Genomic DNA, 23225 nt, shown 5'->3' with positions numbered 1-23225 from the left:
GCCTCCTAAATCACTCTAGACACGCTCTAAATTGTCTTGCATCTGGCATACCAGAGACTAGAGTTGCTTCGAATTTGGCTTGGTGGCGCGACGCGGGAACCGGTCGTTCCGCTGATCGAATCAGGAAACGAAGGCGCATCGCTTGGCGATCCGGCCTAAAGTCATTACGCATTTGAAGAGAACGCGACGTCTCCATGAGCAGCAACGACGACGTTCACAAGGTCAGAGAATTCGAGCATCCGGGCCAGGGACGGAAGCGCGCCAAATCCACCCCCAAGGGACGGCAGGTTGATCCCACCGCCGCGCATGAGATCGCGCAGCTGCTCGGCGACAGGCCGCGGCGTCGCGACCTGTTGATCGAATATCTGCACCTGATCCAGGACAAGTACCGCCAGATCGCGGCCGCGCATCTCGCCGCGCTCGCCGACGAGATGAAGCTCGCGTTCGCGGAGGTGTTCGAGACCGCAACCTTTTACGCGCATTTCGACGTGGTGAAGGAGGGCGAGCCCGATATCGCGCCGCTGACCATCCGCGTCTGCGATTCGCTGACCTGCGCGATGCTGGGCGGAGAGAAGCTGCTTGCCGATTTGCAGGACGCGTCGGGTCCCGGCATCCGCGTGGTGCGCGCGCCCTGCGTCGGTCGCTGTGATACGGCGCCCGCCGCGGAAGTCGGACACAACTTTGTTGACCACGCCACGGTCGCCAATGTGATGGCGGCGGCGAAGGCAGGCGACACCCACGCGCATCTGCCCGACTATATCGGCTATGACGCCTATGTCGCCGGTGGCGGCTACAAGCTGCTCAATCGCCTGCGCTCGGGCGAGCTAGCGACCGACGACCTGCTGAAGGCACTCGACGACGCCTCGTTGCGCGGTCTCGGCGGCGCCGGCTTCCCGACGGGACGCAAATGGCGCGCGGTGCTGGGTGAACCCGGCCCGCGGCTGATGGCGATCAACGGCGACGAGGGCGAGCCCGGCACGTTCAAGGATCGCGTCTATCTCGAAAGCGATCCGCACCGCTTCCTCGAGGGCATGCTGATCGGCGCCCATGTGGTGCAGGCCTCGGATATCTACATCTACCTGCGCGATGAATATCCGGCATCGCGCGAAATCCTCGAACGCGAGATTGCAAAGCTGCCGCCGGGCGGTCCGACGCTGCATATGCGCCGCGGCGCCGGCGCCTATATCTGCGGCGAGGAATCCTCGCTGCTGGAAAGCATCGAGGGCAAGCGCGGCCTGCCCAGGCACAAGCCGCCTTATCCATTCCAGGTCGGCCTGTTCGGCCTGCCGACCTTGATCAACAATATCGAGACCTTGTGGTGGGTGCGCGATATCGTCGAGAAGGGCGCCGACTGGTGGAAGGGCCACGGCCGCCATGAGCGGCACGGCCTACGCAGCTTCTCGGTCTCGGGCCGCATCAAGAACCCCGGCATGAAACTCGCGCCTGCTGGCATCACCGTGCGCGAGCTGATCGACGAATATTGCGGTGGCATGGCCGACGGCCATCAATTCTATGCGTACCTCCCGGGTGGTGCGTCCGGCGGCATCCTGCCGGCGGCGATGGACGACATCCCGCTCGATTTCGGCACGCTTGAAAAATACGGCTGCTTCATCGGCTCTGCCGCGATCGTGATCCTGTCGCAAAAGGACAGCGTGCGCGCGGCCGCGTTGAACCTGATGAAGTTCTTCGAGGACGAGAGCTGCGGCCAGTGCACGCCGTGTCGCGTCGGAACCCAGAAGGCCGCACTGCTGATGCAGCAACCGGTCTGGAACCGCGCTCTCCTGGACGAATTGAGCCAGGCGATGCGCGATGCCTCGATCTGCGGGCTTGGACAGGCGGCATCGAATCCGCTTGCCACCGTGATTAAATATTTCCCTGACGAGTTCAAGGAAGCGGCCGAATGACGAAGATTACGTTCGAGCTCGACGGCAAGCAGGTCGAGGCCAATGCAGGCGAGACGATCTGGCAGGTCGCAAAACGCCAGGGTCGCGAGATTCCGCATCTGTGCTATTCGCCCGCGCCGGACTATCGTCCCGACGGCAATTGCCGCGCCTGCATGGTCGAGATCGAGGGCGAGCGCGTGCTCGCGGCGTCCTGCAAGCGCACGCCATCGGTCGGCATGAAGGTGAAGACGGAGAGCGCGCGCGCGGTTTCCGCGCAAAAAATGGTCATGGAGCTGCTGGTTGCCGATCAGCCGGCGCGCGAGACCTCGCACGATCCGGAGTCCAAATTCTGGCATTGGGCCGAAACCACTGGGGTCACCGAGAGCCGCTTCCCCGCCGCCGAGCGTTGGGCGACCGACGCCAGCCATCCGGCGATGCGCGTCAATCTCGATGCCTGCATCCAGTGCGGCCTCTGCGTGCGCGCTTGCCGCGAGGTCCAGGTCAACGACGTCATCGGCATGGCCTATCGCAGCCACGGCTCGAAAATCGTGTTCGATTTCGACGATCCCATGGGCGAGTCCACCTGCGTCGCCTGCGGCGAATGCGTTCAGGCCTGTCCGACCGGGGCCCTGATGCCGGCCGTAATGCTGGACGAGAAGCAGACCCGTGTCGTCTATGCCGACAAGAAGGTGGATTCGCTTTGCCCGTTCTGCGGCGTCGGCTGCCAAGTGACCTATGAGGTCAAGGACGAGAAGGTGATCTATGCCGAGGGCCGCGATGGCCCGGCCAACCGCAACCGTCTTTGCGTCAAGGGCCGCTTCGGCTTCGACTACATCCACCATCCGCATCGACTGACCAAGCCGCTGGTGCGGCTGCCGAATGCGAAGAAGGATTCCAACGACCAGGTTGATCCCGCCAATCCGTTCACGCATTTCCGCGAAGCGAGCTGGGAAGAAGCGCTCGACATCGCGGCCAGGGGCCTCGTCAAGATCCGCGACGAGAAGGGCGTGAAGGCGCTGGCCGGCTTCGGCTCGGCGAAGGGCTCGAACGAGGAGGCCTATCTGTTCCAGAAGCTGGTGCGCACCGGCTTCGGCTCCAACAACGTCGACCATTGCACCCGCCTGTGCCACGCCTCGTCGGTCGCGGCGCTGTTCGAAGGCCTGAGCTCGGGCGCCGTGTCGGCGCCGTTCTCGGCGGCGATGGACGCCGAGGTCATCATCGTAATCGGCGCCAACCCCACCGTGAACCATCCGGTCGCTGCGACTTTCATCAAGAACGCGGTCAAGCAGAACGGCGCAAAACTGTTTGTGATGGATCCGCGCCGTCAGACGCTGTCGCGTCATGCGACCAAGCATCTGCAGTTCAAGCCGGGCTCGGACGTCGCCATGCTGAACGCGATGATCCACACGATCATCACCGAAGGGCTGACCGACGATCAGTACATCGCCGGCTACACCGAGGGGTTCGAGGACCTCAAGGAGAAGATCAAGGAGTTCACGCCGGAGAAGATGGAGCCGATCTGCGGTGTCCCGGCGCAGACCCTGCGTGAGGTCGCGCGAACCTATGCGCGGGCAAAATCGTCGATCATCTTCTGGGGCATGGGCATCAGCCAGCATGTCCACGGCACCGACAATGCGCGCTGCCTGATTGCGCTGGCGCTGATCACCGGCCAGGTCGGCCGGCCCGGCACCGGCCTGCATCCGCTGCGCGGCCAGAACAACGTGCAGGGCGCTTCCGATGCCGGTCTGATCCCGATGTTCCTACCGGACTATCAGCCGGTCGGCCGCGACGACATGCGCGGTGCCTTCGAGAAGCTGTGGGGCCAGGATCTCGATCCCGTGCGCGGCCTGACCGTGGTCGAGATCATGAACGCGATCCATGCCGGCGAGATCAAGGGCATGTATATCGAGGGCGAGAACCCCGCGATGTCCGATCCCGATCTCCAGCACGCGCGCCAGGCGCTTGCCATGCTCGATCATCTCGTGGTGCAGGACCTCTTCGTCACGGAGACCGCATTCCACGCCGACGTCATCCTGCCGGCCTCGGCGTTTGCCGAAAAGGAAGGCTCCTTCACCAACACCGATCGTCGCGTGCAGCTCGCGCGCCAGGTGATCAAGCCGCCGGGCGATGCGCGGCAGGATCTCTGGATCATCCAGGAGATCGGCAAGCGCATGGGGCTGCCGTGGAATTATGCTGGTCCCGGCGAGGTCTTCACCGAGATGGCGGAGTTGATGCCGTCGCTGAAGAACATCACCTGGGAACGTCTGGTCCGCGAGGGCGCGGTCACCTATCCCGTCGACGGTCCCGACGTGCCCGGCAACGAGATCATCTTCACCACGGGATTTCCGACCGCGAGCGGCCGCGGCAAGATCGTTCCGGCCCACGTCATCCCGCCGGACGAGATTCCCGACGCCGAGTATCCGATGGTGCTCTCGACCGGCCGCGTGCTCGAGCATTGGCACACTGGCTCGATGACCCGCCGCGCGCAGGTGCTCGACCAGATCGAGCCGGAGGCGGTCGCGTTCATGTCGCCGAAGGACATGCACAGGAAGAAGCTCGCGCCGGGCGATTTCATCCGGCTCGAGACCCGCCGCGGCGCGGTCGAGGTCAAGGTCCGCTCCGACCGCGACGTTCCCGAGAACATGGTGTTCATGCCGTTCTGCTACGCGGAGGCGGCGGCCAATCTCCTGACCAACCCGGCGCTCGATCCATTCGGCAAGATCCCGGAGTTCAAGTTCTGCGCGGCCAGGGCCGAGCGCGCCGAGCTGCGGGACGCGGCGGAGTAGGGCGGCAGCGGTCGTTAGGCGGCGCAGGGATCCCACACCCCGGTGTCGTCCTGGCGAAAGCCAGGACCCATACCGCGTGATCCATCGATGTGGATGGTCGCAGTACCGAACTAGGAGTCTTCGCCAACGCCTCCCTGGGGTAATGGGTCCTGGCTTTCGCCAGGACGGCTCGGGGAGAGACTGCGCCGTACTCGTCCCTTCGCTCCTCGCAGCAGCGGTGCTAGACATCGCATATGTCCAAAGCCACCCCCGCCACACGCGCCCTCACAGCCGCCAGTGTAGCCTTCACCGTCCACTCTTACGACTACGATCCCGACGCCGAAAGCATCGGCCTCCAGGCGGCTGCCGCACTCGGCGAGGACCCCGCGCGCGTGTTGAAGACGCTGATGGCGCTGGTCGACGGCAAGCCGGTCTGCGTGATCGTCCCGTCCGATCAGGAAGTCTCGATGAAGAAGCTCGCCGCTGCTGTTAGCGGCAAGTCGGCGCAGATGATGAAGCCGCCTGAGGCCGAGCGCCTCACCGGCTACAAGGTTGGCGGTATCAGCCCGTTCGGGCAGCGGAAGCCCGTGCGCACCGTGATCGAGCAGAGCGCGCTCGCACATGACCAAGTGTACGTCAATGGCGGTCAGCGCGGACTGCAGGTGCGGCTCAGTCCAGGCGATGTGCGGGACGTGTTGAAGGCGATCGTCGCGGAACTGGTCGCCTGAGCGCGGCGTTCTGCTACTGCTTTTGCAACAGCTTCAGCCGACAGCGCAGCGCTTCGCCGATGTGTGCACGCGCAAGCTGCTCCGCTTTGCCGCCGTCGCGAACCGCGATGGCGTCGATGATGGCCTGGTGCTCGCCGTGGCTGGTCGAAGGGCGGCCCGATACGGTGAACGTAGTCGGACCGAGCAGAGCGATCCAGTCCTGCAATTCCCGCGAAGCGTTGTCGAGATAGCGGTTGCGCGCGGCGCGGCAGATCGCTTCGTGGAAGGCGCGGTTGAGCCTTGCCATTTCTCCTGCCATCTCGCCCGCGTCGGTCTCGGACGCTTCGACGAAAGCCTGCTCGATATCCCTGAGTGCATCGACCTCGGGCGCCGAGGCGTGCTCGGCGGCAAGTCGGGCGGCGGCGCCCTCCATGATCTCACGCATGGCGTAGAGTTCGAGCACCTCGGAGATGTCGAGGTTGCGCACGATCAGACCGCGGCCGCCGGCAGGTTCGACGAACCCGCGGGCCGCAAGCCGCCCCAGAGCCTCCCGCACCGGCGTGCGGCTGACCTTCAGCCGCTGGGCGACCTCTTCCTCGCGCAGGCGGTCGCCGGCGCGGTAGCTGCCGGCCTGCAGCGCCTCGCAGAGCGAGCGGAACACGGCTTCGCCGAGCGCCACGCCGCCGCCGCGCGCGATCGAGCCGCCTGCCTTTGTCGGGCGTCTTGCCATCCATCCTCGTGCTCGCCACGCGCATCCTGCCCATGCAGCGATGGCGCTTGCTGGATTTCTGTATATCTTTGTATACAAAAGTGCGCAATGGCGAACCGGATTGACCGGGGCCGCCTGCGGGGCAGAATGTCTCCGACTTCGTCGCATCGGGCAGACGGCATGAGCAGCAAATACGATGTGCTGGTGATCGGCGGCGGCAACGCGGCACTGTGTGCGGCGATCAGCGCGCGACGCGGTGGTGCGTCGGTGCTGGTGCTCGAAGGCGCGCCAAAATTCTATCGTGGCGGCAACACGCGCCACACCCGCAATATGCGCTGCGCGCATGACGAGGCGACCGAAATCCTCACCGGCCCCTACACCGAGGAGGAGTTCTGGGAGGATCTCCTGCGCGTCACCGGCGGCCAGACCGACGAGATACTCGCCCGGCACATGATCCGCGAGTCCAAGGACATTTTGAACTGGATCGTCGAGCAGGGCGTGCGCTGGCAGCCCTCGCTTGGCGGCACGCTGAGCCTCGGTCGCACCAACTCCTTCTTTCTCGGTGGCGGCCGCGCGATGCTGAACGCACTTTATCTCACCGCCGAGAAGCTCGGGGTCGAAGTCGAATACGACGCCGAGGTCACCGACCTCGTGATCGAGGACGGCATGTTTCTCGCCGCCTGCCTCAAGCGGCCTATCAAGGGCGACACCGAGATACGCGCGACGTCACTGGTCGCCGCCGCCGGCGGGTTCGAGGCCAACATCGAATGGCTGAAGCAATATTGGGGCGAGGCCGCCGACAATTTCCTGATCCGCGGCACGCCCTATAACCGCGGCTCAATCCTGAAGATGCTGCTCGCCAAGGGCGTGCAGGAGGTCGGCGACCCCACCCAGTGCCATGCGGTCGCGATCGACGCGCGCGCGCCGAAATTCGACGGCGGCATCATCACGCGGCACGATTCCGTCGTGTTTGGCATCGTTGTCAACAAGCACGCGCAGCGCTTCTATGATGAAGGTGAGGACATCTGGCCGAAGCGTTACGCGATCTGGGGCCGGCTGGTGGCCGCGCAGCCCGACCAGATCGCCTACATCATCTTCGATTCCACCGTGGTCACGAGCTTCATGCCGACGCTGTTCCCGCCGATCGCAGGGCAGACGATTGCCGAGCTCGCCGGCAAGCTCGAGCTCGATCCGGCCGCGCTGGAAAAGACCATCACCGAATTCAATGCCGCGGTGCGGCCCGGCACCTTCGACCACACCATTCTGGACGATTGCCGCACCGAAGGCATCACACCGCCGAAGACGCATTGGGCGAGGCGGATCGAGACGCCGCCCTACCTTGCCTATCCGGTGCGGCCCGGCATCACCTTCACCTATCTCGGCACGCGCGTGACCAGGGAGGCGCGGATGCTGATGGCTGACGGCAAGCCGTCGGCCAACATGTTCGCGGCCGGCGAGATCATGGCCGGCAACGTGCTCGGCAAGGGCTATGCCGCCGGCATGGGCATGACCATCGGCAGCGTGTTCGGACGGATCGCAGGACGGGAAGCGGCGAAACATGCACGGAACTAGGATTCTGGACGAGGCAGACCGTCTGATGACCGTCTGTAATTCCTGCCGCTATTGCGAGGGACTTTGCGCGGTATTTCCCGCCATGGAGATGCGTCGCGCCTTTTCCGACGGCGACCTCAATTATCTCGCCAATCTCTGCCATGGCTGCGGCGCCTGCTACGTCGACTGCCAGTTCTCGCCGCCGCACGAATTCAACGTCAACGTTCCGCAGACGCTGGCGATCGCGCGCGCGGAATCCTACGCGGCCTATGCCTGGCCACAGGCGCTGTCCGGTGTCTTCGCGCGTAACGGTCTCGTCATCAGCATCGTCGCCGCGCTCAGCATGGCCGCCTTCATCCTCGGCTTCGCGGCCCTGAACGACCGCACCGTGCTGTTCGGCGTGCACACCGGCCCCGGCGCTTTCTACAAGTTGATGCCGCACAACGCGATGGCGGCGTTGTTCAGCGCGGCCTTCCTTTATGCGATCTTCGCGCTGGTGATGAGCGTGCGCGCGTTCTGGCGGGATATCGGTCCACCGATCGGCGGCCGTGCGGACGGTGGCTCGATCTTTCAGGCGATGCGGGACGCTGGTGAGTTGCGCTATCTCCATGGTGGCGGCGTCGGCTGCTACAATGAGGATGACAAGCCGACCGACCGGCGCAAGCTTTTCCATCACCTGACCTTCTACGGCTTCCTGCTCTGCTTCGCCGCGACCTCGGTCGCCACGCTGTATCACTATCTGCTCGGGCGCGAGGCGCCGTATCCGTGGTGGGATCTGCCGGTGGTGCTCGGCACGCTCGGTGGCATCGGTCTGATCATCGGGCCGATCGGCCTGTTCGTCGCCAAGATGCGGCGCGATCCGGCGCTGCTCGACGAGCAGCGCTATGGCATGGATGTCGGCTTTATCGCCATGTTGTTCCTCACCGGCTTCACCGGCATGCTGCTTCTGATTCTGCGCGAGACTGCAGCCATGGGGCCGCTGCTGGCGCTGCATTTGGGTGCAGTGTTCGCGCTGTTCGTCACCATGCCGTACGGCAAGTTCGTGCACGGCATCTATCGCTTCGCGGCACTGGTGCGTTACGCGCAGGAGCGACGCAGCGATGCCGGTTCTTGATTCAGATGGTGCGGAAGCGGCCATCGCGCAGGAAAGCGATGGTCTGTTCGATGGCGGCGGCGTGACGCGGAAGTCCGGTATGGGACGCCTTCACGACGATATGGTCGGCCATGCCGGCGACCATCGCGCTTTGCACTGAGACCCGTCCGTCATTTGGCTTCGGCAGAACCAAGAGGCCGGCGACGGGATCGATGAAGCGGTTTCCCGCGATCACGCCGACGGGATAGTCCACCGCGGGCAGGGCGTCAGACCGGGGCGTGGACGTGGTGGTGAGCTCGAGTCCGGCGGGTCCGTAGAATGCGCTGTAGAGGCGATATCCGCTCAGGAGATCGGCGACCTCGCTGCCGCCGTTTGGCGTGCCCAGCATCACCACGCCGGCAAGCCGGTCCGGACGATATTTCGCGATATAGGCGCGCGTCACCAGACCGCCCATCGAATGCGCGACGAAATGCAGCGGCGCCTCACGCTCGGCGAAGCGGGCGACTTCCAGGTGAATATCGTCCGCGAGCGCCGTGATCGTCTTGCGGCGGCTGGCATAGTCGATGTTGAGCGTTGCAAAGCCGCTGGCCCGGAGCGCCCGTTCCAGTCTGATCAGGGACGCCGAGGTGCGCGCGATGCCGTGAAGCAGAACCACTCCAGGGCATCGCGCCTCGCTTGATTGAGACGCCTCGTGCATCTCTCTTACGCCACCTCGCGCTCCGGCGCGGATGCCTGCTCGCGGGCCATCGTCGTTGCGGTGACGTAGTCGGTCTTGCCGGTGCCGAGCAATGGCACCTTGTCGACCACCATGATCGCTGCGGGAACGGTCAGCTCGGACGCGCCGATCGTCTTTGCGTGGCCCTGCATGGCGCTACGCTCGGCGTTCTTTTCCGTCGTCAGCAGCACGATGCGCTCGCCCTTGCGCGGGTCCGGGATCGACACGGCGACCGATGCGGCCTGCGGCCACAGCGTCGTCGCGATGTTCTCGACCGCCGACAGCGAGACCATTTCGCCGGCGATCTTGGCAAAGCGCTTGGCGCGTCCCTTGATGGTGATGAAGCCGGCCGGGTCGATCGCGACGATGTCGCCGGTGTCGTGCCAACCCTCGGCGAGCGGTTCGAGAACGCCCGGATTTTCGGCCCGCAAGTATCCGAGCATCACGTTCGGTCCGCGCACCGACAGGCGTCCACCTTCCTCGATGCCGGGGACGGGGTCGAGGCGGCTTTCCATCAGCGGCGACAGGCGGCCGACCGTGCCGGGACGATTGGCCATGGGCGTGTTCATCGCCAGCACCGGCGCGGTCTCGGTGACGCCATAGCCTTCGAGGATGCGGATGCCGTAACGCTCCATGAAGACCTGCCGGGTGCGATCCTTGACCGCCTCGGCGCCGGCGATCACCAGACGCAGGGTGCGGAAGTCGTAGGCATGGGCCGAGCGTGCATAGCCGGTGAGGAACGTGTCGGTGCCGAACAGGATCGTGGCGCCGGTCTGGTAGATCAGCTCGGGAACGATCCGGTAGTGCAGCGGCGAGGGGTACATGTAGATCGGAATGCCCGCGAGCAGCGGCATCACCATTCCGCCGGTCAGCCCGAAAGAATGGAACACCGGCAGCACGTTGAACACCTTGTCATTGGCGTTGGCATCGACCCGCGCCAGCGCCTGTGCGGCGTTGGCAAGGATATTGCGGTGGGACAGCACCACTCCCTTCGGCGTGCCTTCCGAGCCCGACGTGAACAGCACGACGGCCGGATCGCCCGCCTGGCGGACGACGCGCGGCGTGGTACCGGCGAGCAGGCCCTTGATCTTGTCGGCCGTGCCGATCGAAGCACGGACGTCCTCGAGATAGACCATTCGGGCCTCTGCGGAGATCGCGGCCATCAACTTGTCGAGCTTGCCCTTCTCGATGAAGGCTTTCGACGTCAGCACGGTCTTGACCTGCGCGGCTTTCATGGCGGCGAGCACGTTGACCGGGCCGGCCGAGAAGTTCAGCATCGCCGGCACCCGGCCGATATTCTGCAGCGCCATGAAGACGACGGCAACGCCTGCGGAATTCGGCAGCAGCACGCCGACATTCTCACCGACAGCGGTGCCGTTCTCCAGCTTGCGGCTCAAGACCTGGGCGCCCAGGATCAGCTTGCGATAGGTCAGCTTGGTGCCGAGCGCGTCCTCGACGATGACCTTGCCGGTGTCGCGGTCGCGATAGGCGTGTCCGAGCGCTTCGAAGAGAGTGTGATCGAGCATGGCGTTCTTCACCATGGCGTCGATCATCACGTCCTGAAGTGCTGCGCCCGCGGCATTGCGGCGCGTCTTGCCCTTGAGCGACGGATCGACCGGCAGCTTAACCGGCGGCAGGATAGTGACGGTCACCCGCGGAAACCACGTGCGCTTGATCTGGCTGCCGTTGAGATAGCTGAGATGCGAACGCTGGGCGCCTTCGATGCGGATCGGGACGACGACCGCGTCGGCCTTGTCCGCGATCATCGCTGTGCCGTCATAGACCTTCATCAGCGAGCCGGAGACGGTGATGCGTCCTTCCGGGAAGATCACCACCGGCTCTCCGGCGGCGACGAGCTTGATGAGGTCGCGCGCGGCCAGCGGCTTGCTGGGGTCCATGGTGTAGTGCTTGACCACCCGCAGGAACGGCTTGGCCCACCAGGCCTTGGCGATGCCGGTATCAACCGCGAAGCTCGCGTCGATCGGCAGCACGGCGTGCAGCAGCGGGCCGTCGATCAGGCTGACATGGTTGGGCGCGATCAGCATGCGCGTGCCAGCAGGCGGCAGGTTCTCCAGCCCGCGGACCTCGGTGCGGAACAGCGCGCGGAATAGCAGCCCGCCAAAGTCGCGAACGCCTTCCTTGCCCCACTTCGTCAGCACGAACCAGACTGCGCCGAAGCTGGCGACGCCGAGGCCGAAGAAAATCCAGCCGATGTGCAATCCGCCGGCCTGCAACAGCGCGACGAACAGCGAGCCGGCTACCATGAAGGCGGCCTGCAGCACGTTTCCGGCGGCGATGATGCGGGCGCGCTCGGAGGGGGCGGACCAGGCCTGGACGGCGGCGAAGGAAGGCACGACGAACAGCCCGCCGCCGAATGCGAAGGCGACGAAATCGACCAGCATGCGCAGGCCCGCGAACGAGGTCGCGAAGTCGGCGGCGGTGATGTCCTGGCCCTTGGCGGTCACGCCGATCGCCCAGGCGAGGTCGAGGCCGGCAAACCCCATCATGATGGCGCCGATCGGCACCAGCGCGAGGTTCGGGCGAACATGGCTCAGATTCGCGGCGAACAGCGAGCCGATGGCAATGCCGATTGCGAAGATCGCGAGACACAACGTCACCACGCCCTCGGTGCCACCGATGACCTCCTTGACCAGCGCCGGCAGCAGCGAGAGCACGATGGCGCCCACCAGCCAGAACCAGGAGACGATCACGGTGCCGTCCCACAGCCGATGGTCGGCGTGCAAGGTCTTCAACAGGCCGAGCGTCGAGGTCCAGGGATTGCCGTTGACCGGCAGATCGGGTGCGGACGGCGTCGTCGCGGGAATGCGGGAGGCGAAGGCCCAGGACAGCAGGGCCAGCACGACCACGGCCGATGCGACCCAGCCCATATGCGCGGAGCCGGCCACGAACTGGCCGCCGGCAACGGTGCCGAGCAGGATGGCCATGAAGGTCGCGCCTTCGACCAGCGCGTTGCCGGTCGCGAGCTCGCCGAGCTCGAGCTGGTCCGGCAGCATCGAATATTTCACGGGACCGAACAGCGCGGCGATGACGCCGAACAGTGCGAGCGCTGCGAACAGCAGCGGCACCGAGTGCAGGAAGAAACCGGCCGCGGCAAAGCCCGCGGCAAAGATCTCGGCGAATTTGAGCCGCCTTGCGACGACGGATTTGACATATTTGTCGGCGAGCTGGCCGCCGAGCCCGGACAGGATGAAGTAGGGGAAGATGAAGACGGCGCCCGCGACCGTCACCAGCGCATCTCCGTGGCCGGTCGCGGCACTGTAAAGCAGGATGATGACGAGTGCGTTCTTGAGCACGTTGTCGTTCAGCGCCGAGAAGAATTGCGCCCAGAACAGCGGCGCGAAGCGGCGTGACGACATCAAATCCCTGATCATGACTAGTCCTGTTTTGGAAACGCTGTCTGAGGTTGTTTCATTGTCCGATGGGCGTCGGGACCGGAGGAGATGCGACGGGCATTTGCGGGTTGACGACGATCGTCCCCGGCCTGCTCTGCGCCTTTGCCTTCCGATCCTGTTGGTCTCCGCGTGGCGACATTTGGTTCGCAAATGGTTGGTCGCGGCTCTATCACGCTCCGGCAAGGAGGCGTGCGCGCCTCAGGTGAGATGGGCGAGGCGGCGAAAGGGCGAGAGGCGGCCGAGCAGGTTAAAGCGGCGGCCCTCATGACGAACGCGGCGGTTGGCCCGCCACATCCGGAAGGTCGCGCGGCGCTCGGTCAGGACGCCGGCAATGTCGCAGGCATTTGCGATGCGATCGATCGGCCCCATTGCGAGCCGCAGGAGGGCGCGGCCAAATCCGGTCACGAGAGCTGTGGCGTCATCGACGAAGGTGGAGGCGATATCAACAGCGAGGGTTTGCATTTTGAAGGTCTCCGGGCTAGCTTGAACATTGTTCAGATGAGTAGCCTGAAAATGAACAATGTTCAAGACGAATCGTTGCGAGACCGAAAAAAATCTCGACGGCGGCAGCAGATCGTGGAGATCGCTCGCAGCATTATTGCCACTAAAGGGCTGAAATCGTTGAAAGTCCGGGACGTCGCTGACGCCGCCGGCTGCTCGGTTGGAAGTGTCTATAACGAGTTCGGCGACTTCGACGGCGTAATCCTGACCGTGAATCGGGAGACCGTTAATGCCCTAACGGTGCGGCTGGGCCAAGTTCCAGCCGAGGATCCGGTTCGCCAGCTCTATGGGCTGGCTGCGACCTACCTCGAATTCTTCGCGGAGCACGCGAATCTGCTGCGCTCGCTGTTCGAACATCGGATGGAGGACGACCGCCCTTACCCCGATGACATCCTTCAGATGGTGATGGAGGCCTTCGCGCTGATGCATGCGCCCCTGGTGCGGCTGCTTCCGAAGGCAGACGACGTGCAGATCGCGCTGCTGTCACGCACCCTGTTTTCCGCCGTGCACGGGATCATCTCGCTCGGCCTCGAAGAGCGCATGGTGGCCGTACCGCCGCAGATGCTGCGCCAGCAGGTCGAACAATTTCTGGATGCGCATCTCGCGGGGCTCGGGATTCTGCCAATGCGATAACGTGCTGAGCGCTGCTATGCGCTGGCGGCCTTGCGCTGCCGCGAGGTGACGACGACGACGTCCGTCGTCCCGTTGTCGACCTGAACACGGTTGCGTCCGTTCTCCTTGGCGCGATAGCAGGCGGCATCCGCGCGCCGCATCGCGTCCTCGAGCGTGGCGTTGCCGTCGGTGATGCAGGCAACGCCGATACTAGCCGTCACTGCAAAGCAACGATCGTCCCAGGCGAAGACGGATAGCTCGAGCGACCGGCGCAGCCGTTCGGCGATATCCACGGCGTCGTACGGCGTGCATCGGGGAAGGATTAAGCCGAATTCGTCACCGCCGAGCCGGGCCACCAGGTCATGCGGCCGCCGCTCCTGTAGCAGGAGGCGCGAAATCTGGCGGAGCAGACGGTCGCCGGCGAGGTGACCGCAACTGTCGTTGACGTCCTTGAACTGGTCGAGATCGAGCAGGATCAGGCCCAGCGAACCCGCCGCGGTGTCGTCCAGCTCGCTTTGCAGGCGGGCCTCGAAGGCGCGACGGTTGGACAAGCCGGTCAGCCAGTCGTGCGACGCCTGCCAGGCCAGGCGCTCCTTCTCGGCATGCAGGGCATCCTCGAAAGCCTGTCGTTGCAGCACCAATCGCCGCGTGTGCCAGATCAGGAGCAGGATCAGCGTCACGGCTGTGACGATATTGACGCCAGTCAGCGTCATCTTGATGGCGCGCGAGCCTTCGCCGAGGACGGTGGAGAACCGGTTGGCGTGCACCGTGAACTGAGTGTTGAGCTCCGACAGCCGCGACGACAACAATTGCAGGCGGTTGCCGTCCTGAACCGGCCCGTTCTTCGACTCTGACCGGATGACCTCGCCGAACACGCTCAGCTCCAGCAGCATGGGGTCGGTGGCGGCCCACTCGCGGATCGCTTCCTTGAGAAAGCTGACCTGTTTGAAGTAGCGAAACAGCCAAATCAGTCCCGGCACGTCATCGGGATGGTTGCCGCCTTGCAGGAAGCCGATGCGGGCGGCCTCGACGTCGACCGGATCGCGCTCGAGTGCCCAGCGCGCGAACTCGTCGCCGATGGGAACGGCCAGCGAGGTCTGATATTGCGCAAACTGGCTGGCGTCGCCCGAATGCAGATAGAGATTGAGGAAATAGACGGCGTTCTTCTGCGAGCGGGACCATAGCGCTTCGCCCGCGACATAGGCGCGGACCGAGGACATAACCTCCAGGCTGAATCCGGCGATCGCCGCCTGCAGCAGAACGACCGTGACGAAAGGCGAGACGAGTTTGACGACGTGAAGGAAGTTGCGTCCCTTCGTTGACGGCGCTGTTCTGCGAAACACGTTGCGTTTCCCCAAGTCGCTCAACGACCCCAGCGGAGCGATCCGCTCATAACGCGGATTACGCGCGAAAGGTGCTTAACTCGACTTGAAAATGCCAGGAGACTGCGTCGCAGGGTGAAGGCGTTGTGAAGCGGATGCTGGCAGATCGTTGCAAATGCCGTCGAACCGGAACTGACGCGACATCGGCGAGCCGATGTCGCGCATTCGCCCCAAGTGGTTTACCCGATGGAGAGATTGCCCTGCCGCTAGACCAGCACCGGCTTGCGCACGCGGCCGGCGTCGCCGAAGACGCGCAAATAGCGCTCGATCTCCGAAGGCAGGCCGGTCGCCTTCTCGGGATTGTCGGAGAGCTTGACGGCCGGATGTCCGTCGACCGATGACACCTTGCAGACCAGCGAAATCGGATCGAGATTGAACGATCCGTCCGGCGTGCAGCCGACGAAATCATTGGTGAGATTGGTGCCCCAGCCGAACGAGAGCCGCACCCGGCCAGTGAAGTGGTGGTAGGTCTCCTCGATCGAGCCAACGTCCATCGCGTCGGAGAACACCAGCAGCTTGTCCTTGGGATTGCGGCCCTTCTGCTCCCACCATTTGATGATCTCCTCGCCGGCCTGGATCGGCGGCGCGCTGTCGGGGCGGAAGCCGGTCCAGTCTGCAACCCATTCCGGCGCATCGCGCAGGAACGCCTTGGTGCCAAAAGCGTCGGGCAGCGCGATCAGGAGGTTGCCGCCATAGGTCTGGCGCCACTGGTCGAGGATGCGATAGGGCGCCCAGCGCAATTCCTCGTCGTCCTTGGCGAGCGCCGCGGCGACCATCGGCAGTTCATGGGCATTGGTGCCGATGGCTTCGAGATCATTGTCCATCGCGAGCAGCACGTTGGAGGTGCCGATGAAGGACGGGCCCAGGCCTTCCTTCACGGCCTCCACGCACCAGCGCTGCCAAAGGAAGCCATGGCGGCGACGGGTGCCGAAATCGGAGAGCCGCAAGCCATCCAGTTTGCGCAGCCGCTCCACCTTGGTCCAAAGCTTGGCCTTGGCGCGGGCATAGAGCACGTCGAGCTCGAAGCGGCCGCGGCCCTTCATCGCTGCGCGCGAGCGCAATTCGTTGAGAATGGCGAGCGCAGGAATCTCCCACATCGTGGTATGGCTCCACGGCCCGTGGAAGTGCAGCTCGTACTGGCCTTCGACCTTGCGCAGCTCGTATTCGGGCAGCCGGAATTCGGCGAGCCAGCGGATGAAGTCCGCCGAGAACATGTGGGTCTTGCCGTAGAAAGTGTTACCGGCAAGCCAGATCAGCTCTTTCTTGGTGAAGCGGATGGTGCGGGCGTGGTCGAGCTGGGCGCGCAGCTCGCCCTCGTCGATGATTTCGGCGAGCCGCACATGGCGCGATCGGTTGATGACCGAGAATGTCACCTGCTGATGCGGGTAAGATTCCCGAATCATTTGCAACATCAATAGTTTGTAGAAGTCGGTATCAAGCAGGCTGCGGATGATGGGATCCAGCCGCCAGCTGTGATTATAGGTTCGGCTCGCAATGTCGGTCACTGTCATGGGGGAATTCTAGCGTGGCTCCCGGTGCGCAACCAGTGGATTTGGCGAAGGGCAGGTCACCGCCGAGCATCCGGTTGCGCGAGGGCGGCTCGAAATCGCCCAGAGAGCCCGTTCGCGTACCGGTCTGCGGATGGCCGGGTGGCCTACCTGGCCTCGGACCCTCCCGTGAGCGTGACGCGGGGGCCGTGCCGATCGTTGCCCGTGTTGAGCGTATTCGCGATTGGAACGAGGAGAGAAAGGACCGACGGCGTTACCGAGAACAGGTTCGACGAACTGGTCGCCGACCGTTGCCGGCCGAGGAGCAGGGCGGCGTCGCCGGCATATCGAACGACCATTTGCCGGCAAATGGGAACGGGCCTTCGACACCGATGAGTGGTCCGGCGCCAAGGAAGCTCGCGCGCGTATCGCGCAATGTCGAGAGCGTTGTGGAAAAGCTGGTGATCGCCGGAAAGCCAGGCAACGCAACACCAGTGCTCGTCGCAGCCCGGACGTCCGAGCTTGAGCTCCGGGTGACGAATTCGGCAACGCGAAGGCTTGCGGCATATGCCCGCGACGGATTTCTGGCCCGTTGCGAAACAGCAGCGATCGCCGGGACTACGGAATTGTCCTGCTGTGATCGGGCCCCGGTCCAGGCAGGTTCGCTCGTCGCGCGTTCGCCTTGCGATTGCGAGCGTGCAGAGCCGTTGTCTACACTTCCCGTCGGCTCAGAAACGCCAGCCGCTCGAACAGATGCACGTCCTGCTCGTTCTTGAGCAGCGCACCGTGCAGCGGCGGGATCAGCTTGCGCGGATCGCGTTCGCGCAACTGCTCGACGCTCATGTCTTCGTTGAGCAGCAGCTTGAGCCAGTCGAGCAGCTCCGAGGTCGACGGCTTCTTCTTCAACCCGGGCACTTCGCGGACCTCGAAGAAGATGCGCAGGGCTTCCTCGACCAGCCGCTTCTTGATGCCGGGGAAGTGGACATCGACGATCCGGGTCATGGTATCGGCATCGGGGAACTTGATGTAGTGGAAGAAGCAGCGGCGCAGGAACGCGTCCGGCAGCTCCTTCTCGTTGTTGGAGGTGATCATCATGATCGGGCGCTGCTTGGCCTTGATCGTCTCGCCGGTCTCGTAGACATGGAATTCCATGCGGTCGAGCTCGAGCAAAAGATCGTTCGGGAATTCGATATCGGCCTTGTCGATCTCGTCGATCAGCAGCACCGGGCGCTGCTCGGCGGTGAAGGCATCCCACAGCTTGCCGCGCTTGATGTAGTTCTTGATGTCAGACACGCGCGCATCGCCCAGCTGGCTGTCGCGCAGGCGCGACACCGCGTCGTATTCGTAGAGGCCTTGCTGTGCCTTGGTGGTGGACTTGATGTGCCAGGTCAGAAGCGGGGCGTTCAGCGCCTTCGCCACTTCCTCCGCCAGCACCGTCTTGCCGGTGCCGGGCTCGCCCTTGATGAGCAGCGGGCGCTCCAGCACGATCGAGGCATTGACCGCGACCTTGAGATCGTCGGTCGCAACATAGTCCTTGGTGCCGGTAAATTTCATCGCGCGTCCTTGTTGGTCGTCGTCCCGGCATTGCCCCGGTCGCGACATGGGAACGGCCGCGCGTGGCGGCCGTTCCTGGTTCGGTCAGGCTTTCAGACCCGTTTTATCAGCGAAAGGATGACGAGCACAATCACCGCGCCGATCGTGGCATCCACGATGGCTCCGACCGTGCCCGTTGCGAGCTGGATATGCAGCTGAGGGAGAATCCAGCTCGCCACGAGTGCACCGATGATGCCGACGACGATGTTGCCGATCAGCCCAAATCCCGCCCCATGGACAATCTTGCCGGCAAGCCAGCCTGCGATCGCGCCAATGATGAGCGCTGCGAGAATTCCCATTGCAAACGTCCCCAAAACAACCCCGTGAGACCGCCAATTCTAGAGCAAAAACCCTCCCGGTCCAGCGCAGAGCAGTGGCCTCCGCCCCTTGACGTTCGCCCCCCGACGGGCAATCTGTCACCCATGTTCCTGCAATTCTTCACCTCTCTGCGCGACGCGCAGGTCCCCGTGACGCTGCGCGAATACCTCACGCTGATGGAGGCGCTCGATGCTGATCTGTCGGACTATTCGGTCGAGAATTTCTATTATCTGTCGCGCACCTCGCTGGTGAAGGACGAGCGCAACCTCGACAAGTTCGATCGCGTCTTCGGCACCGTGTTCAAGGGACTGGAAAGCCTGCTCGACGCCATGGAGGGGGCCGAGATCCCCGAGGAATGGCTGAAGAAGCTCGCCGAGAAATACCTGACCGACGACGAGAAGAAGCAGATCGAGGCCATGGGCTGGGACAAGCTCATGGAGACCCTGAAGAAGCGCCTCGAGGAGCAGAAGGGCCGCCATCAGGGCGGCTCGAAATGGATCGGCACGGCGGGCACCTCGCCGTTCGGCGCCCATGGCTACAATCCCGAAGGCATACGCATCGGCCAGCACAAGAACCGCAACAACCGCGCCGTGAAGGTGTGGGACAAGCGCGAGTTCAAAGACCTCGACGGCAATGTCGAGCTCGGCATCCGCAACATCAAGGTGGCGCTGCGGCGCCTGCGCAAATTCGCGCGCACCGGCGCGCCTGATGAACTCGACCTCGACACCACCATCCGCGAAACCGCCAATCACGGCTATCTCGACGTGCACATGCGGCCCGAGCGCCGCAACGCGGTGAAGCTGCTGGTGTTCTTCGACATCGGCGGCTCGATGGACGCGCATATCGAGCAGGTGGAGGAGTTGTTCTCGGCGGCGAAGAGCGAGTTCAAGCACATGGAATATTTCTACTTCCACAACTGCCTCTATGAAGGCGTGTGGAAGCAGAACAAGCGCCGCTTCACCGACCGCACCCCGACCTGGGACGTGCTGCACAAATACCCGCACGACTACAAGATCGTGTTCGTCGGTGACGCCTCGATGTCGCCTTACGAGATCATGGTACCCGGCGGCTCGGTCGAGCACGTCAACGAGGAGCCCGGCTCGGTCTGGCTCGACCGCATCATCCGCACCTATCCGCATGCGGTGTGGCTCAACCCTGTGCAGCAGAAGCATTGGGACTATTCGGAATCCACCACCATCATCAAACGCATCTTCGCCAACCGCATGTATCCGATCACGATCGAGGGGCTCGAGGGTGCGATGAAGGAATTGACGCACTAGCTGTTGTCATTCCGGGGCTCGCGCAGCGAGAACCCGGAATCCATCGGGCCGCAGCACGTGTAGACAAATGGATTCCGGGCTCGTGCTGCGCACGCCCCGGAATGACAACAAGAGGGAGAGCCACATGCCCCAGACCATCACCCGCGGCATCAAGGCGCTGATCGACGAGGCCAATGCCGAGATCGAGACGCTCACCGCCAAGGACGCCATCGAGATCTCGAAGAACGGCGACGTCGTTATCGTCGATATCCGCGATCCCCGCGAGATCGAGCGCGACGGCCGCATTCCCGGCGCGTTCGCCTGCACCCGCGGCATGCTCGAATTCTGGATCGATCCGCAGAGCCCTTATGCCAAGCCGGTGTTCCAGGAGGACAAGAAGTTCGTCTTCCATTGCGCCGGCGGCCTGCGCTCCGCGCTAGCCGCCAAGACCGCGCAGGACATGGGCCTCAAGCCCGTCGCCCACATCGCCGGCGGCTACGCCGCCTGGCGCGACGCCGGCGGGCCGGTGGAGCAATGGGAGCCGAAGAAGAAGGGGTGAGGGTCCTGCGCTGCCGCTCCAATTTTCGGCGTCATTCCCCGAAGGCGGGGAATCCAGTACGCCGCGGCCTATCGATTGAAGCACAATCGTCTCGGCGTACTGGATCGCCCGTTCCTAGTGCGCAATTGCGCACTGGCCGGGCGATGACAGCGGAATTTGCCGCGCGCCGTATCAAACTCTCTCGCGCTGCGCGCGCACCGTAATGACTGCAAGGAAAAGCCAATGACCACCCCCACCGATCCCCTCGTCTCCACCGAATGGCTCGCCGCCCACATCAATGACGCCAACGTCAAGGTGCTCGACGCCAGCTTCAAGCTGCCGGGTGTGCTGCCATTGCCGAAGGATGATTACCTTGCCGCGCATCTGCCGGGCGCTGTGTTCTTCGACGTCGACGCGGTCTCGGACCACTCCAACCCGCTGCCGCACATGTATCCGAGCGCCGAGCAGTTCGGCCGCGACGTCGGCCAACTCGGCATCTCCAATGCCGATACTGTCGTGCTCTACGATGCCGGCGGCTGGGTCGCTGCTCCCCGCGCGTGGTGGATGTTCCTGGCCTTCGGCCACGGCAATGTGCGCATCCTCAATGGCGGCCTGAAGAAGTGGCGCGCCGAGGGGCGTCCGGTCGAAAGTGGCGAGGCGAAGCCGAAGCCCGCGACGTTCAAGGCGAGCTACGATTCCAAGCGCGTGCGTAGCATGCAGCAATTGATCGCCAACGTCGAAAGCCGTGTCGAGCAGGTGATCGACGCGCGCGCCGCCGACCGGTTCGAGGGCCGGGCGCCCGAGCCGCGCGCGGGCATTCGCTCCGGCCATATCCCGGGCGCTCGCAACGTGCCCTATAACCTGCTGTTCGACGCCGCGACCGGCACGATGAAGCCGCTCGATGATCTCCGCGCGGCCTTCACGAACGCCGGCGTCAGGCTCGATGCGCCGATTGTGACGAGCTGCGGCTCCGGGGTCTCTGCCGGCGTGCTGACGCTGGCGCTTTATCGCCTCGGCATCACCGACACCGCGCTCTACGACGGCTCATGGTCGGAATGGGGCCAGGAAAAGGGACCGCCGATCGCAACGGGGCCGGCGTAACCCTACTGACGTGCGCGCGCGGTCGTCGTTGCGGCGAGGGTGGGTTGCGGCTGCCCGAACGGATCGAGTTGCTGAACCGGCGGCGGCGGACGCCGGACAATGCGGCGGCGCTTCTTCACCCGGTGCGCCCGCGGCTTAGTCGCCTTGCTCTCCGGCGAACTGCTGTCGGCCTTAGCGTCGGCCTTGGCCTTCGCCGGCGGATCCTTCCAGGCCGTGGTTGCCAGGTTATTCAATGCGGCGAACTTCGCGCTCGCCATGTCGAACGTGGACGAAGCCGAGGCTGCGCTGGGGGCGGCAGGTGTTGGTTTGCTTGTGAGAGCGATCGAAACCGGCTTGGCCTCGGCGATGGATGCGCTGGCGTCGGCCGGAGTAAGCGTGTTGCTTGAGGCCGGCGCCGCGGCGTCCGTCGTCGTCTCGGCCTTGGCCTCGACATTGGCCGGTTCGGCCGGGACGTCAGCCGGAGCTGCAACGACCTGCGGCTGACCGTCGGTCTCGGTTGTCACCACGACGACCGGCTCGGGCTCGCTCATCGGCAGCGCGATGGTCGGGACTTGATCGCGCAGCGACGGCGTCGGATCGGTGGCCGCCTCCGGCTCGGCGCGCAGGACCGCGAGCACCGGCTGGGCCGGCTCGGGAGCTTGTGCAAACACCTGCTCCTGCGGACCATTCCGCCAGGAGGGGTTGCTGACATACTGCTCATGGCTCGCCCGCAGCAGCGCGGCGGCGCCCAGGCCGAATACCAGGATGGAGGCTGACAGCAGGATCGCGGCAAACAGAAAGCGAAAGCCGGGAAGCATCGAGGGATTGCGAATTTCCGCCCCGGCGGCGAAGTGGCCAGGGCCCATGAGCCATCTGAACGCGGTGACGGTACTGCTTGCCGCGTTCGCCACGCGGGGGATCGAAGCTCAAAGCGGCGGCGAATCAGGCTGATTCGAACATACCGCAACGATTCCGCGCCGTTCCGTAAAAAACAGAGCCGGCTAGTCCAGCAATCTCGGGCGTGGGCTGATTTTCGTCCCGTGATGCAACCAGGCAACGGTAGTCTTGCGGATCACAAATCGGCAAATCAGGCACAAATCCGCCTGTCATGTCTTGAATGTGCCGCTATCTTCCGTCATCTGGCCGTTAACGGTCCGGACGGGGCCCGGGGACTATACAAGAGCGATGATGATCAAACATTTTCTGACGATATGCGCTGCCGCAACAGTCGCTGCGGCGGGAACCTCGCTCGCGCAGGCCCAGAGCTATCCGGTCCAGCAGGCGCCGAGCTATGGCGCGCCGGCCGAATATCGGCCCGGCGACCGCGCGCCGAATTTCGACGCTATGGACGATGAAGACGATGCGATGCCGCAGGCAGCGCTGCCGCCGCCCGGCCCGGATCCGCGCTACGGCCGTCCGCCCGGCGCTCCCCCGGTGTATTCCGCCGCGCCGCCGCAGGGGCCGGTGATGTCGCCCGATGATCCCCGTTATGGCCGTCCCGCCGGCGCCCCCGTCTACTCGGCCGCGCCGCCGCAGGGTCCCGTGACATCACCCGACGATCCGCGCTACGGCCGCCCTGCCGGCCCGCCTGCGGTGATCTACGCCGATCGTCCGGCGCA

17 protein-coding genes and 1 pseudogene are annotated in these 23225 nt (G+C 64.4%); 10 read left to right on the top strand and 8 right to left on the bottom strand.

Annotation, left to right across the window (positions count from 1 at the left end):
- The first annotated feature begins 194 nt into the window (after positions 1-194).
- The 3 genes from FXB41_RS37080 (at position 195) to ybaK (ending at position 5376) form a co-directional block, all read left to right on the top strand.
- Entirely contained in the window at positions 195-1904 is a 1710-nt protein-coding gene (locus tag FXB41_RS37080) for an NADH-ubiquinone oxidoreductase-F iron-sulfur binding region domain-containing protein (RefSeq protein WP_219685300.1), read from the top strand.
- Positions 1901-4669, top strand: a complete 2769-nt coding sequence (gene fdhF, locus FXB41_RS37075; RefSeq protein ID WP_007600675.1) for a formate dehydrogenase subunit alpha — start codon at positions 1901-1903, stop codon at positions 4667-4669. Before FXB41_RS37080 ends, fdhF begins: the two co-directional genes overlap by 4 nt.
- 233 nt (positions 4670-4902) lie before the next feature.
- Entirely contained in the window at positions 4903-5376 is a 474-nt protein-coding gene (gene ybaK, locus FXB41_RS37070; protein ID WP_219685299.1) for a Cys-tRNA(Pro) deacylase, read from the top strand.
- Between the two features lie 13 nt (positions 5377-5389).
- On the opposite strand, the gene FXB41_RS37065 is transcribed toward ybaK, so the two are convergent.
- The gene (locus FXB41_RS37065; RefSeq protein ID WP_219685298.1) at positions 5390-6085 is read right to left on the bottom strand and encodes a GntR family transcriptional regulator; all 696 of its coding nucleotides are present in this window, start codon (positions 6083-6085) and stop codon (positions 5390-5392) included.
- A 159-nt stretch (positions 6086-6244) separates the two neighbouring features.
- Here FXB41_RS37065 and tcuA point away from each other — a divergent pair, with 159 nt between their 5' ends.
- Together tcuA and tcuB are read left to right on the top strand one after the other, a co-directional pair.
- Positions 6245-7636, top strand: coding sequence for an FAD-dependent tricarballylate dehydrogenase TcuA (gene tcuA, locus FXB41_RS37060; protein ID WP_219685297.1), 1392 nt, complete (start codon positions 6245-6247; stop codon positions 7634-7636).
- Positions 7623-8729 carry a tricarballylate utilization 4Fe-4S protein TcuB gene (gene tcuB / locus FXB41_RS37055; protein WP_219685296.1) on the top strand — a complete coding sequence of 369 codons (1107 nt, stop codon included), beginning with the start codon at positions 7623-7625 and terminating at the stop codon, positions 8727-8729. The genes tcuA and tcuB overlap by 14 nt, the downstream gene beginning before the upstream one ends.
- Before the next feature lies 1 nt (position 8730).
- Here the strand turns inward: tcuB and FXB41_RS37050 are convergent, their stop codons facing one another.
- Together FXB41_RS37050 and FXB41_RS37045 are read right to left on the bottom strand one after the other, a co-directional pair.
- Complete coding sequence (locus tag FXB41_RS37050) at positions 8731-9405, bottom strand: esterase/lipase family protein (RefSeq protein WP_007600685.1); 675 nt, start codon at positions 9403-9405, stop codon at positions 8731-8733.
- Positions 9406-9410: 5 nt separating this feature from the next.
- Complete coding sequence (locus FXB41_RS37045) at positions 9411-12815, bottom strand: acyl-[ACP]--phospholipid O-acyltransferase (protein ID WP_219685295.1); 3405 nt, start codon at positions 12813-12815, stop codon at positions 9411-9413.
- 534 nt (positions 12816-13349) lie between these two features.
- On the opposite strand from FXB41_RS37045, the gene FXB41_RS37040 reads away from it, so the two are divergent.
- Entirely contained in the window at positions 13350-13970 is a 621-nt protein-coding gene (locus FXB41_RS37040; protein WP_007600688.1) for a TetR/AcrR family transcriptional regulator, read from the top strand.
- 14 nt (positions 13971-13984) lie between these two features.
- Here the strand turns inward: FXB41_RS37040 and FXB41_RS37035 are convergent, their stop codons facing one another.
- The 4 genes from FXB41_RS37035 to FXB41_RS37020 all read right to left on the bottom strand — a co-directional run bounded on the left by FXB41_RS37035 (position 13985) and on the right by FXB41_RS37020 (position 18710).
- Entirely contained in the window at positions 13985-15292 is a 1308-nt protein-coding gene (locus tag FXB41_RS37035) for a GGDEF domain-containing protein (RefSeq protein WP_219685294.1), read from the bottom strand.
- Positions 15293-15537: 245 nt separating this feature from the next.
- Positions 15538-16842: a nicotinate phosphoribosyltransferase gene (pncB, locus tag FXB41_RS37030; protein WP_219685293.1), complete on the bottom strand. Its 1305-nt coding sequence runs from the start codon at positions 16840-16842 to the stop codon at positions 15538-15540.
- Positions 16843-17529: 687 nt separating this feature from the next.
- Positions 17530-18372: an AAA family ATPase gene (locus tag FXB41_RS37025; protein WP_007600695.1), complete on the bottom strand. Its 843-nt coding sequence runs from the start codon at positions 18370-18372 to the stop codon at positions 17530-17532.
- A gap of 92 nt (positions 18373-18464) precedes the next feature.
- Positions 18465-18710 carry a GlsB/YeaQ/YmgE family stress response membrane protein gene (locus tag FXB41_RS37020; RefSeq protein WP_007613712.1) on the bottom strand — a complete coding sequence of 82 codons (246 nt, stop codon included), beginning with the start codon at positions 18708-18710 and terminating at the stop codon, positions 18465-18467.
- A gap of 123 nt (positions 18711-18833) precedes the next feature.
- On the opposite strand from FXB41_RS37020, the gene FXB41_RS37015 reads away from it, so the two are divergent.
- The 3 genes from FXB41_RS37015 to sseA all read left to right on the top strand — a co-directional run bounded on the left by FXB41_RS37015 (position 18834) and on the right by sseA (position 21627).
- The gene (locus FXB41_RS37015) at positions 18834-20009 is read left to right on the top strand and encodes a vWA domain-containing protein (RefSeq protein ID WP_007600698.1); all 1176 of its coding nucleotides are present in this window, start codon (positions 18834-18836) and stop codon (positions 20007-20009) included.
- Positions 20010-20133: 124 nt separating this feature from the next.
- Complete coding sequence (locus FXB41_RS37010) at positions 20134-20547, top strand: rhodanese-like domain-containing protein (RefSeq protein WP_007613708.1); 414 nt, start codon at positions 20134-20136, stop codon at positions 20545-20547.
- Between the two features lie 222 nt (positions 20548-20769).
- Positions 20770-21627, top strand: a complete 858-nt coding sequence (sseA, locus tag FXB41_RS37005; protein WP_219685292.1) for a 3-mercaptopyruvate sulfurtransferase — start codon at positions 20770-20772, stop codon at positions 21625-21627.
- A gap of 2 nt (positions 21628-21629) precedes the next feature.
- Here the strand turns inward: sseA and FXB41_RS37000 are convergent, their stop codons facing one another.
- Complete coding sequence (locus FXB41_RS37000) at positions 21630-22472, bottom strand: hypothetical protein (RefSeq protein ID WP_007600702.1); 843 nt, start codon at positions 22470-22472, stop codon at positions 21630-21632.
- A 322-nt stretch (positions 22473-22794) separates the two neighbouring features.
- Here FXB41_RS37000 and FXB41_RS36995 point away from each other — a divergent pair.
- Positions 22795-23225, top strand: a pseudogene (locus FXB41_RS36995) (L,D-transpeptidase); the annotation flags it as partial.

Origin of the sequence: Bradyrhizobium canariense, assembly GCF_019402665.1 — a bacterium.
GTDB lineage: Bacteria > Pseudomonadota > Alphaproteobacteria > Rhizobiales > Xanthobacteraceae > Bradyrhizobium > Bradyrhizobium canariense.
This window is presented reverse-complemented; position numbering and strand designations above follow the sequence as displayed.

Coding starts and splice junctions, on each gene's coding strand:
- FXB41_RS37025 (WP_007600695.1), bottom strand. CDS start 18,372: ATGAAATTTACCGGCACCAAGGACTATGTTGCGACCGACGATCTCAAG.
- FXB41_RS37020 (WP_007613712.1), bottom strand. CDS start 18,710: ATGGGAATTCTCGCAGCGCTCATCATTGGCGCGATCGCAGGCTGGCTT.
- tcuA (WP_219685297.1), top strand. CDS start 6,245: ATGAGCAGCAAATACGATGTGCTGGTGATCGGCGGCGGCAACGCGGCA.
- sseA (WP_219685292.1), top strand. CDS start 20,770: ATGACCACCCCCACCGATCCCCTCGTCTCCACCGAATGGCTCGCCGCC.
- ybaK (WP_219685299.1), top strand. CDS start 4,903: ATGTCCAAAGCCACCCCCGCCACACGCGCCCTCACAGCCGCCAGTGTA.
- FXB41_RS37000 (WP_007600702.1), bottom strand. CDS start 22,472: ATGGGCCCTGGCCACTTCGCCGCCGGGGCGGAAATTCGCAATCCCTCG.
- FXB41_RS37015 (WP_007600698.1), top strand. CDS start 18,834: ATGTTCCTGCAATTCTTCACCTCTCTGCGCGACGCGCAGGTCCCCGTG.
- FXB41_RS37065 (WP_219685298.1), bottom strand. CDS start 6,085: ATGGCAAGACGCCCGACAAAGGCAGGCGGCTCGATCGCGCGCGGCGGC.
- FXB41_RS37040 (WP_007600688.1), top strand. CDS start 13,350: ATGAACAATGTTCAAGACGAATCGTTGCGAGACCGAAAAAAATCTCGA.
- FXB41_RS37010 (WP_007613708.1), top strand. CDS start 20,134: ATGCCCCAGACCATCACCCGCGGCATCAAGGCGCTGATCGACGAGGCC.
- pncB (WP_219685293.1), bottom strand. CDS start 16,842: ATGACAGTGACCGACATTGCGAGCCGAACCTATAATCACAGCTGGCGG.
- FXB41_RS37050 (WP_007600685.1), bottom strand. CDS start 9,405: ATGCACGAGGCGTCTCAATCAAGCGAGGCGCGATGCCCTGGAGTGGTT.
- FXB41_RS37045 (WP_219685295.1), bottom strand. CDS start 12,815: ATGATCAGGGATTTGATGTCGTCACGCCGCTTCGCGCCGCTGTTCTGG.
- tcuB (WP_219685296.1), top strand. CDS start 7,623: ATGCACGGAACTAGGATTCTGGACGAGGCAGACCGTCTGATGACCGTC.
- FXB41_RS37080 (WP_219685300.1), top strand. CDS start 195: ATGAGCAGCAACGACGACGTTCACAAGGTCAGAGAATTCGAGCATCCG.
- fdhF (WP_007600675.1), top strand. CDS start 1,901: ATGACGAAGATTACGTTCGAGCTCGACGGCAAGCAGGTCGAGGCCAAT.